Raw genomic sequence first — 10,724 nt, 5'->3', positions numbered from 1 at the left:
CTTTTATCTTTTCATCTGCATTTTCTTTACTGCGCTTTAATGTTGCTATAGCGCCAGATACTTCGTTACGGTAACTTTTCAATTCTTCAGTTCTTACTATTAAAGAACGTCTTTCTCCATCAAATGTAATAAAATCTTCTAACAACTCACTTTTAACCCCACGTATTTCTAACTGTTTTGCAGTAGCATCAAAATCTGTTCTTAAACGCTTGATATCTATCATTTCAATCTTCCTTTCTTATGGTTATTCCTAATAAATTGTACAAAAAAAGCCATTCCGACCCCTTGTTTATGGGACGAAATGGCCTCAACGTTCGCGGTACCACCCAAATTTAGAAGATTGCCTATGAATCTCCTACACTTTACAATCAGATAACGGTCTGGATCCGAAACAATTTTATCAATAAAATTGAGTTCATTGTTTACTTCATGCGATGGATTCAAAAGATTAAACCATCAGTTTTCACCAACCACTGACTCTCTTTATGTATTCAATACAATTTACTGTTTCGCATTACTAACGTTTTTGTTCATTCAATTGTTTATATTTTACCTAATCTGTTTCCTTAAGTCAACAAAAAAAGGCTAGGGAGATTTCCCAGCCTTTTCCATAAATAGTAGTTAATGAACTAGCGTAAACTTTCTTCTATATCGTAGTTTTATTTGCTTATTTAGAACAAGTCACTTATAAAGGCCTTCACCCAGCGACCTGCTAGCACAAACACATTAGCTTTTTCAATGGTTGAAGCTGCAACAACGCTAATTTCTTCACCTTTATCTCCATTTACATAACCTAATTCGTCACCTTCACTGATAACTTGAGCTGTTCCTACGTCGGCTCCTTTTTCAATAGGAGCCGTTAAATGATCAGATTCATTTAATAAATCTTCTTGCAATTGAACCGTTACTGAAATATTTTCCATATCTGTATTTTTAGGAACTAAAAGCGAAACGTCCGATTTCACAGCTAATTCAATAGCATCTTTTTTACCCTCGTCTACAACTACGGGATCTATATTTTCAATTAGTTGGTTTTCTTCAAATGCAGGAACCATGTCCCAATTTTCAAATGCCCAATCCATCATTTTATCTGTCTCAACAAATCGTTTACCTAAATCTTGTTGCCCGTTAGTTGCATTCATTACAATTGTAATAATGCGCATGTCATCTTCTTTGGCTGTACCCGTCATTGAAGCTCCAGCAAAATCAGTTGTTCCTGTTTTTAGTCCATCAACATTTTCTCGTTCATAAATCAATCCTGGTAACATCCAATTAAAGTTTTGCATTTTAATTTGATCATCAGTACCTTCTCTAAAGGTTTTTTCACTAATACTAGATGTTTCTAATACTTCAGGGAAATCAGTGATCAACCGTTGAGCTACAATCGCCATTTCTCTAGCCGTCATTGCGTTTTCACTAGTTTCTGTGCTACCTGGGTAAATGTTGCCTTGTAGATCGGCATTAGATAAGCCTGTGGTGTTGTACAATTCATAGTTAGTGACGCCCCATGATTCAACTTTTTCATGCATCATGTCGACAAAACTTTTTTCATCTCCTGCGATGTGTTCAGCAAGTGCAATAGTAGCACCATTTGCTGAATAAATAGCCATTGCTTGGTAAAGTTCTTCTACTGAATAAGTTTCGTCTACTCGCAAAGGAACGTTTGACAATTCGTAATTTTGGCTGATGTTATGAGCGTACTCACTGATTTCCACTTGATCATCCCAAGCTAAATCGCCATTTTTAATAGTCTCTAATAATAGATATTCCGTAACCATCTTAGTCATTGATGCAATGCCTAACTTCTCGTCACCATTTTGATTCAATAAGACTTTCCCCGTCGTTGGTTCAATAATAAAAGCAGCGGCTCCTTCTATTTCAGGTTGCTCAATTGTTGCTGCTGATACAGTTGTGCTAGTAGCACCTAATGGAGAAAAAGTTCCTAATAATAGCGTTGTGACAAAAAGTGTACTAATTTTTTTGAATTTATTCATGTTTTTATTGTCTCCTCAGTTCGTTTGATTTTCAGTTTTATTATTTAATAAATTATTTCGCAGTAAAATACTGCACACTTTTTCTATGTTAGCGAACTACAGCAAAAAAAACAACCTTCTTTTAGTTAAATTTAATATAAGACGGTTGTTTTATATCAATTTCGTTTGAAAGCACCTTTATTGTTCTTTTTCAGCTAACTGCTTCAATGGTAGATGCATCACAAAACGAGTTAGATGAGCATCCGAAGAAGCATAGATATATCCGCCATGTAAGGCTACGATGCTTTGGGCAATTGCTAATCCCAAACCTGTACCTCCTGTTTCTTGCGACCGAGATTCCTCTACGCGATAGAAACGATCAAATAATTGATTCAATGATTCTTGTGGAATTGGTAGTCCATCATTATTAACTGAAATAATAACTTCTTTTCCAGCTTTTTGAACTTCGATAACTATTTTTTTACCATTTTTTCCATACTTCAAAGCATTTGAAATTAGATTATTGAATACACGAACCAATTTTTCAGTATCAGCTTCCATTTGAACAGCTTCATAAGAAGTGACCACTTCAATCTCCATGTGTCTTTTTCCAGCTTCCAATTCAAAGTCTGCTGCTAGCTGCTCTAGTAATTGCACCATGTCAAACTCAGATAAATTCAAAGGTGTAGTCGTTTGACGGACTTTTGTGTATTCAAATAAATCTTCTACAAGAACCTTCATCTGTTTCGCTTTTGTGTAGGCCGTATGAGTGTATTTCAATAATTCTTCTTCATTCTGGTAACGTCTTTCTTCAATCAATCCTAAGTAACCGATAATAGAAGTCAACGGTGTTCGTATGTCGTGGCTTACATTTGTAATCAACTCGTCTTTAGATTGTTCGATTCGACGTTCTTCCTCCATTGCTCGCACTGTACTATCTACTAAAACATGAATGCTTTCTACTACTTTTTCCATATCTCCACCAAAGTCTGTTGTGATTCGGTGTTCATAATGACCTTCTGCGATATAATGCAACTCACTAATAATGTGATTTAATTGCATCAACTTATACCGTCTTTTTAAGCGCCAATGAATGGTCGCAATTGCCACAATGGTTAAAACAATAATAAAAAATGGCGTGAGTGAAATAATCTGATTGCCTCGAATGCTAATAATAGCATCGCCAAAGAACCAAAACCCTCGGATGATTCCCGGAAAATCAACAAGCATACGATTGAGAATAACAAAAGCAGCATAGTACAAAATCAAAATTAATCCAATAGTAATAAACCCTTCAACGATCAATTTACTTTTTTCTTTTCTTGTCAGTTTCAAATAACTAGTCAACTCCTACTCTTCAATCTTCAATGGACTTAGAAGATTTTACCGTTCCCCGATTTTATATCCCACTCCCCAAACGGTTTGAATTACTTTTTCCCCGCCAGTCGCTTCTTCAATTTTATCTCTTAAGTGGCTGACATGAACCATCACAGTTTTAGCGGATACAAGACTTTCCTGTTGCCATACACGTTCAAATATTTCATCTGCACTAAAAACACGATTTGGGTTACTAGCTAATAAGTATAAAATACCAAATTCTAAGGCTGTCAGTTGGATAAATTCTCCATTGATCGTTCGAACTTCATGCGATTCTTTTTCAATCAATAATGGACCAACCTCTAATTTATTTAATTCTTGCGAGTTAGTCGCATAACTACTTCTACGCAATAAAGATTTGATTCGAGCCATTACTTCTAAAGGGTTAAACGGTTTAGCTACGTAATCATCCGCTCCTGTTACTAGACCTTTAATTTTATCAATATCTGTCGTTTTAGCACTGAGCATCAGAATTGGCAATTGCAGCTCTTTACGTACTTCTTTGACAACTTGATTACCATCCATGTTGGGCATCATGACATCTAATACCATTAGATCGATATTTTTGATCGTTTTAATTTTTGTTAAAGCTTCTTTCCCATTGTAAGCTTTTTCTACTTCATATCCTTCATTCTGGATATAGATACTCAACAGTTCTACAATTTCTTTATCGTCATCGACTACTAAAATTTTCATATGATTTCCCTCATTTTAGACGTATTTTTCCGATTTTACTTATCATAGCAGAAAATACTAAAGAATTTGTTAAAAATAAGCTCAATACTGTTCGATATGAACGGTATTGAGCTTGTTTTTTATGCTATTTATTGAACAGAGTAATTTGGTGCTTCATTTGTAATTTGTACATCATGTGGATGGGATTCGCGTAAACCTGCTCCACTCATTTGAACAAATTGTGTATCTTCACGCAGTTGTTCTAGATTTCCTGCTCCAACATATCCCATACCTGAGCGTAATCCTCCAAGCATTTGGAAGACGATATCTGTAACTGCTCCTTTATAGGCGACACGTCCTTCGATACCTTCTGGAACTAATTTGTTTGCTTCATTCACGGTACCTTGGAAGTAACGGTCGCTTGAACCTTGCTCCATTGCAGCTAAGCTACCCATTCCACGGTATGTTTTAAAACGACGACCTTGGAAAAGTTCAAATTCTCCTGGAGACTCATCTGTTCCGGCTAACATGCTGCCTAACATAACCGCATGTCCTCCAGCTGCTAATGCTTTTACAATATCTCCTGAATATTTAATTCCGCCATCAGCAATGATTGCACGGCCATATTCACGAGCTACCTCTGCTGCATCATAAATAGCAGTTATTTGTGGTACCCCAACTCCAGCTACTACACGTGTTGTACAAATTGATCCAGGACCAATCCCTACTTTTACTACATCAACTCCAACTTCATATAAAGCACGAGTCCCTTCGCCTGTTGCTACATTTCCAGCGATTAGCGTAATGTTTGGGAATTTTTCACGAATTTCTTTAATTTTACGAATCACACCCGCACTATGACCATGAGCAGTATCTACTACGATTGCATCAACCTCTGAATCAATCAAAGCTTGTGTTCTTTCAAAAGTGTCATTCGTTATACCAACTGCTGCTGCAACCAATAAACGTCCATGAGAATCTTTTGCAGCGTTAGGAAATTCAAGTATCTTTTCAATATCTTTAATTGTTATCAAGCCACTTAAACGACCATTTTTATCAACAATTGGTAATTTTTCAATTTTATGTTGTTGTAAAATATGTTCTGCTTCTTTCAAAGAAGTTCCTGTTGGACCAGTAACTAACTGTTCTTTTGTCATCACTTCATCGATTGGAATAGAATAATCTGCTACAAAACGTAAGTCACGATTCGTTAAGATTCCTACTAATATACGTTCTTCCATAGTGTTTACGATTGGCACACCACTGATACGGTAACGGTTCATCAAATGTTCTGCTTCTGAAACTGAATGGGTGGGAGTTAAAAAGAAAGGATCCAGAATAACGCCGCTCTCAGAACGTTTTACCTGTCTAACTTCATCTGCTTGTTGTTGGATACTCATATTTTTATGAATAACTCCTAGACCACCCTGACGAGCCATTGCAATAGCCATCCTTGAGTCTGTTACAGTATCCATGCTAGCACTCATGATTGGAATATTTAGTTTTATATTATTAGCTAGTTGAATACTTAAATCCACTTCATTTGGTAGGACATGGCTTTCAGCAGGTACTAACAATACATCATCAAATGTAAACCCTTTTTTCGCAAATTTCGTTTCCCAATTAGACATTACAACCATCCGCTCCTTTTTTCGCTTTGTTCAATAATTTTATCTACAAAAATAACAGAGATAACTAGGTTAGTCAAGAGCAGATGTTTAAATTAATCCTTAAAGGTCTTTTTCTACCCATTCGCTCGTAGTTAAACGCTCTATAATGAAAAAAAAATGAGAAAAATCCCAAACAACTAAACGAATTCAGTTGATTGGAATTTTTTATTTGCTTAGTTATTTTCTGGAATCTAGAATAGTCCACCGCGAATATTTAATTTTCTTTTTGCAAAGTATTTTGCAACAAAAGCTAAAATACCTATTACTACATTACCAATAGTGTTTATTGGTATATTAATAGTAGCTGGAATAATCATCATTGAACCGGTCATTACAAACATTAACGTCAACATACCCAAAGTTGAAACAAGGATATAGCGAAGCATTCCACCTTTTTTAGGTTGTTTTCTATCCGGCATATTTTTAGCAATCAAAAGAATGACTACTCCTCCTATAACGAAGTTCAATAAAGTAGTTATCAATCCTAGTGAAGAAGATCCTTCCACATTACTGAATAAGCTCGAAAGACCGGTTATTAGAGAGAACAATCCACCTAACATCAAACCACCATCTAAAGCAATTTTCCAGTTCTCAGAGGTGCCCGTTTGAGACTGCTCAGGTTTAGCAACTAACTGGTTAGCACATTCAGTGACTGTACCATATAATTGACGAGCTGTTTCGCCGGATTTTTGACGTTCGACTAAATTGTGGAGCATATCATTAAATATTTCCTCTTTTTTTGCTTCAGGCATATTTTTTTCAGCTAAAGCTTTATTCAAACTCATCATGTATTGTTCATTTCGTTTAGTTAATTTTTGAAGCAAAGCACTATTTTCTTCTTTTTTCGCTTGAGTTGTATTTACTTGTGTTTCTTCCACGGATCAACTGCCCCTTTCTAGGCCTTGCTAGACTTTTTTTAGTCAACTGTTATTTATACATTAAATCTAAACAATAGTACGTCTCCATCATTAACAACGTACTCTTTTCCTTCAGAACGCATACGACCAGCTTCTTTTGCGGCTTGTTCACTTCCATATTTATCAAAGTCTTCATAAGCGATTGTTTCTGCTCGAATGAATCCTCGTTCAAAATCACTATGGATAACTCCAGCCGCTTGAGGAGCCTTCATCCCTTTTTTAAAAGTCCATGCGCGAACTTCTTGAACACCCGCAGTAAAGTACGTCCCTAATCCTAAAAGGTTATACGCTGATCGGATCAATTGATCTAAACCAGATTCTTGAATACCTAACTCTTCTAAAAATAATTCTTTTTCTTCATCTTCAAGTTCGGCGATTTCTTCTTCGATCCTTGCACAAATCACATTTACTTCTGCATTTTCTTCAGCTGCAAATTTTCGTACTTGATTAACAAGATCATCGTTTTCAGTATCCGCTACTTGATCTTCAGAAACATTTGCTACATACAAAACTGGTTTTGCCGTTAATAAAAATAAGCTTCTAACGATTTTTTCTTCATCTTCATTGAATTTGATTGAACGAGCTGATTTTCCCTCTTCTAAAACCGGTTTGATCATATCCAATACGGCTAATTCAGCAACAGCATCTTTATCTTTTGTACGTGCAACTTTTGCAACGCGAGCATAGCGTTTTTCAACTGATTCTAAGTCAGCTAGTACCAATTCTAAATTAATTGTTTCAATATCTGAGATCGGATCGACTTTACCTTCAACATGAATAATATTATCATCTTCAAAACAACGAACAACATGACAAATAGCATCCACTTGACGAATATTAGCTAAAAACTTATTTCCAAGCCCTTCACCTTTACTTGCCCCTTTTACAATTCCAGCAATATCGGTAAATTCAAATGTAGTTGGAAGAGTTCTCTTTGGTACAACTAATTCTTCTAGACGCTTTAAGCGATGATCAGGTACTTCGACAACTCCTACGTTGGGGTCAATTGTTGCAAAAGGATAATTAGCAGCTTCTGCTCCTGCTTTTGTAATTGCGTTAAATAAAGTTGATTTACCTACGTTTGGTAAACCTACGATTCCTGCTGTTAATGCCATAGTTAAATTCACTCTTTCTTGTTTAATAGTTTTTTATTCGTTCTTTTCGGCTGGTTCTAAAACTTTTTTCATTTTCTTTTCAAAATCTCTTCTTGGCATCATAACCATATGGCCGCATTGCGTACATTTGATTCGTATATCCATACCCATTCTAATGATTTGCCAACGGTTTGCCCCACAAGGATGAGGTTTTTTCATTTCAACAATGTCATTTAAATCGTATTTTTTTTCCATCACTAATCTCCCTATCGGCGCTTATTCATCATCAAATTGAATATTTAGAATATCTAAAATGCGTGTTAAGTCATCTGTAGAAAGGTATTCAATTTCAATTTTTCCTTTTTGATTTTTTTCGTTGATAGACACACTTGTACCGAATTTATCCATTAGTCGTTCTTCACTCTCACGAATATAATAAGGTTTTTTTTCATTTTTGTTTGGTTGTTCTGCTACTTCTTTAGGTTGGTTCATTTTATTCACTAATTGCTCTAATTGACGAACGGTCAAATGATCTCGAACTACCCGTTTAGCTAATTTTGTGATTTGTTTTTTTTCTTTTAATCCCAACAGTGTTCTTGCTTGACCCATTGAAATATCTTCATTTTGTAGCATTTCCTTAACAGCATCCGGCAATCCTAATAATCGCAAATAATTAGCGATATATGGTCGACTTTTACCTAAACGTGTTGCTACTTCCTCTTGCGTTAATTTCAGTTTTTTCATCATCATTTCATACGCTTCTGCTTCTTCAAGTGATGTTAGGTCTTCTCTTTGTAAATTTTCTAACACAGCGACTTCCATCATCTTTTCTTCGTCAAATTCGCGGATAATGGCAGGTATTGTTTCTTTTCCGGCTAATTTAGAAGCTCTAAATCGGCGTTCCCCAGCTATGATCTCATATCCTTTGATTTTTGACTCACGAAGAATGATCGGTTGAAATACACCAGATAATTTGATTGATTCTGCTAATTCATTTAGGGCTGCTTCATCAAATGTTTTTCTTGGTTGGTAAGGATTAGGTCGGATATCCGTCAACAAAATTTGTTGGACTTGTTCATTATCTGCATTGATATTTGACAGCTCAGCATAGTCTCCAAAAAGAGCATCGATTCCTCTTCCTAACCCTTTACTATTTTTATTAACCATTTGCTAGCACTTCCTTTGCTAATTCAAGATAGACTTCTGCTCCTCTAGAACGCGCATCGTAATCAATAATTGACAGTCCATGACTTGGGGCTTCAGATAAACGAATATTCCGTGGAATAATCGTTTTATAAACTCTTTCGCGGAAGTATTTTTTCACTTCATCAACTACTTCATAGCCTAGATTTGTACGTGCATCTAACATCGTCAACAAAACACCCTCAATTTTCAAATCAGGATTAAAATGTTTTTGGACTAGTCGAACTGTATTCAGCAATTGACTCAATCCCTCTAGAGCATAATATTCACATTGAACAGGGATCAAAATAGAGTCGCTTGCAGTAAAAGCATTTATCGTCAAATGACCTAAAGATGGGGGACAGTCGATTAAAATATAATCATAGTCATCTTTTACTTTTTCTAGCGCTTGTTTCAATCTAGATTCTCTAGCCATTTGTGAAGTTAACTCAATTTCTGCACCTGCCAATTGAATCGTAGCGGGTACGACCCACAGGTTTTCTCTTGAAGAAGGCAAAACGACCTCTTTAACAAGCGTTTCGTTTACTAAAATATCGTAAATATCTTTTTCAACATCTGACTTTTTTACGCCTAAACCACTTGTAGCATTTCCTTGTGCATCAATATCAACTAATAAGATCTTCTTTCCAAAATATGCTAGGCAAGCACCTAAGTTGACGGTAGTCGTTGTTTTACCAACTCCGCCTTTTTGGTTTGCGACTGATATAATTCGTGCCATCCTTTTTCCTCCATCTGTGTTTAATACTCGCTAGTAACTTTCTAACACTGATTTAACTGCATCGTACAAAAATAGGAGAAAAATTATATTACGCGTATTTTTCTCCTACGCATTTGTTTAAAATGAATTTCTTCATTTATCGCTCTTTATTCACTTATCTTTTTTGATCTCAATCGTAATTCGATAGACCTCTTCTAAATTTTCCTCATTTGCTTCTATAAGCATCCCAGTTTCTTTAATTAAATCAACCGATTTATGGATCGTATTTACTGCTAAGCGAAAATCTTTAGAAACGCTTTTAATTCGATTCTTTGGTTGATCCAAATTTTCACCTTTTTGAGATTGCTTTAGCTTAACTAACCGCTCTGTTTCTTTAACAGTTAGTTTCTTTTCAAGAATCACCGTTAATAATTCAGTTTGTTCTTCAGAAGATAACGCCAACAGACTGCGGCCATGTCTTTCTGTAACTTTCTTATTCAACAATGCCTGCTTTATAGGTTCTGCTAATTTTAATAACCTTAATTTATTTGCAACAAAAGATTGGCTCTTTCCAATGCGTTGCGCTAATGCTTCTTGCGTCAAATTATTTAATACCATTAACCTTTTGTAGGCTTCAGCTTCTTCAATAGCCGTTAATTCTTCCCTTTGCAAATTTTCAATTAACGCTACAGAAGCCGTTTCGTTATCTGACATCTCTTGAACGATGGCTGGTACTTCTTGCCATTCCAAAAGCTGCATAGCACGAAAGCGACGTTCCCCCGCAATAATTTCATATTTATCTTCTTCATATTTTCTAAGAATAATAGGTTGGATCAACCCGTGAGTATTTATTGTACGGGCTAACTCATCCAATTTTTCTTCATTGAATACTTTTCTCGGCTGAAAATGATTGGGGACAATCTGTTGGACAGCAATTTGTTGGACCTGTTTTGGGCTTATCAATTCCTTTAACAGAAAATTCTCTTCATCTTCGATTTTCTTTTTAGATTTTCCTGAACCAAATAAATCAGACAACGCCATTCTTTTTCTCTCCCTCAGTACCTTAAGTTCTCTGGTTCTATTATATCAAAAAACAGTCTCATTAAGTAGTTGAATCG

At 35.7% G+C, this 10,724-nt stretch carries 11 protein-coding genes and 1 other annotated feature (1 of these 12 cut by a window edge); all 11 genes read right to left on the bottom strand.

What is annotated here, in order from left to right:
- On the bottom strand, positions 1-223 hold the beginning of the coding sequence (gene serS, locus BP17_RS12760; RefSeq protein ID WP_035054920.1) for a serine--tRNA ligase. Its footprint begins 1,061 nt before the window's first position; 223 of the gene's 1,284 nt are visible here — the first part of the coding sequence; the start codon lies at positions 221-223; its stop codon lies off the left edge, out of view.
- Positions 224-289: 66 nt separating this feature from the next.
- Positions 290-527, bottom strand: a binding site (T-box leader).
- Positions 528-671: 144 nt separating this feature from the next.
- A complete protein-coding gene (locus tag BP17_RS12750) occupies positions 672-1,994 on the bottom strand; it encodes a serine hydrolase (RefSeq protein ID WP_035054916.1) in 1,323 nt (440 codons plus the stop codon).
- Positions 1,995-2,171: 177 nt separating this feature from the next.
- Entirely contained in the window at positions 2,172-3,320 is a 1,149-nt protein-coding gene (locus BP17_RS12745; protein ID WP_035054914.1) for a sensor histidine kinase, read from the bottom strand.
- Positions 3,321-3,356: 36 nt separating this feature from the next.
- Positions 3,357-4,046 carry a response regulator transcription factor gene (locus tag BP17_RS12740; protein ID WP_035054912.1) on the bottom strand — a complete coding sequence of 230 codons (690 nt, stop codon included), beginning with the start codon at positions 4,044-4,046 and terminating at the stop codon, positions 3,357-3,359.
- A 128-nt stretch (positions 4,047-4,174) separates the two neighbouring features.
- Positions 4,175-5,656, bottom strand: a complete 1,482-nt coding sequence (guaB, locus tag BP17_RS12735) for an IMP dehydrogenase (RefSeq protein WP_035054910.1) — start codon at positions 5,654-5,656, stop codon at positions 4,175-4,177.
- Between the two features lie 230 nt (positions 5,657-5,886).
- Complete coding sequence (locus BP17_RS12730) at positions 5,887-6,573, bottom strand: DUF1129 domain-containing protein (protein WP_035054908.1); 687 nt, start codon at positions 6,571-6,573, stop codon at positions 5,887-5,889.
- Between the two features lie 53 nt (positions 6,574-6,626).
- The gene (gene ychF, locus BP17_RS12725; RefSeq protein ID WP_035054906.1) at positions 6,627-7,727 is read right to left on the bottom strand and encodes a redox-regulated ATPase YchF; all 1,101 of its coding nucleotides are present in this window, start codon (positions 7,725-7,727) and stop codon (positions 6,627-6,629) included.
- Between the two features lie 33 nt (positions 7,728-7,760).
- Positions 7,761-7,961: a DUF951 domain-containing protein gene (locus BP17_RS12720; protein WP_035054904.1), complete on the bottom strand. Its 201-nt coding sequence runs from the start codon at positions 7,959-7,961 to the stop codon at positions 7,761-7,763.
- Positions 7,962-7,982: 21 nt separating this feature from the next.
- The gene (locus BP17_RS12715; protein ID WP_035054902.1) at positions 7,983-8,873 is read right to left on the bottom strand and encodes a ParB/RepB/Spo0J family partition protein; all 891 of its coding nucleotides are present in this window, start codon (positions 8,871-8,873) and stop codon (positions 7,983-7,985) included.
- Complete coding sequence (locus BP17_RS12710) at positions 8,866-9,627, bottom strand: ParA family protein (protein ID WP_035054900.1); 762 nt, start codon at positions 9,625-9,627, stop codon at positions 8,866-8,868. The genes BP17_RS12715 and BP17_RS12710 overlap by 8 nt, the downstream gene beginning before the upstream one ends.
- A 150-nt stretch (positions 9,628-9,777) precedes the next feature.
- Complete coding sequence (noc, locus tag BP17_RS12705) at positions 9,778-10,647, bottom strand: nucleoid occlusion protein (protein ID WP_035054898.1); 870 nt, start codon at positions 10,645-10,647, stop codon at positions 9,778-9,780.
- Positions 10,648-10,724: the final 77 nt, after the last annotated feature.

Origin of the sequence: Carnobacterium pleistocenium FTR1 (assembly GCF_000744285.1) — a bacterium.
Lineage (GTDB): Bacteria > Bacillota > Bacilli > Lactobacillales > Carnobacteriaceae > Carnobacterium_B > Carnobacterium_B pleistocenium.
This window is presented reverse-complemented; position numbering and strand designations above follow the sequence as displayed.

Coding starts and splice junctions, on each gene's coding strand:
- BP17_RS12740 (WP_035054912.1), bottom strand. CDS start 4,046: ATGAAAATTTTAGTAGTCGATGACGATAAAGAAATTGTAGAACTGTTG.
- guaB (WP_035054910.1), bottom strand. CDS start 5,656: ATGTCTAATTGGGAAACGAAATTTGCGAAAAAAGGGTTTACATTTGAT.
- BP17_RS12715 (WP_035054902.1), bottom strand. CDS start 8,873: ATGGTTAATAAAAATAGTAAAGGGTTAGGAAGAGGAATCGATGCTCTT.
- BP17_RS12710 (WP_035054900.1), bottom strand. CDS start 9,627: ATGGCACGAATTATATCAGTCGCAAACCAAAAAGGCGGAGTTGGTAAA.
- BP17_RS12720 (WP_035054904.1), bottom strand. CDS start 7,961: ATGGAAAAAAAATACGATTTAAATGACATTGTTGAAATGAAAAAACCT.
- noc (WP_035054898.1), bottom strand. CDS start 10,647: ATGGCGTTGTCTGATTTATTTGGTTCAGGAAAATCTAAAAAGAAAATC.
- BP17_RS12750 (WP_035054916.1), bottom strand. CDS start 1,994: ATGAATAAATTCAAAAAAATTAGTACACTTTTTGTCACAACGCTATTA.
- ychF (WP_035054906.1), bottom strand. CDS start 7,727: ATGGCATTAACAGCAGGAATCGTAGGTTTACCAAACGTAGGTAAATCA.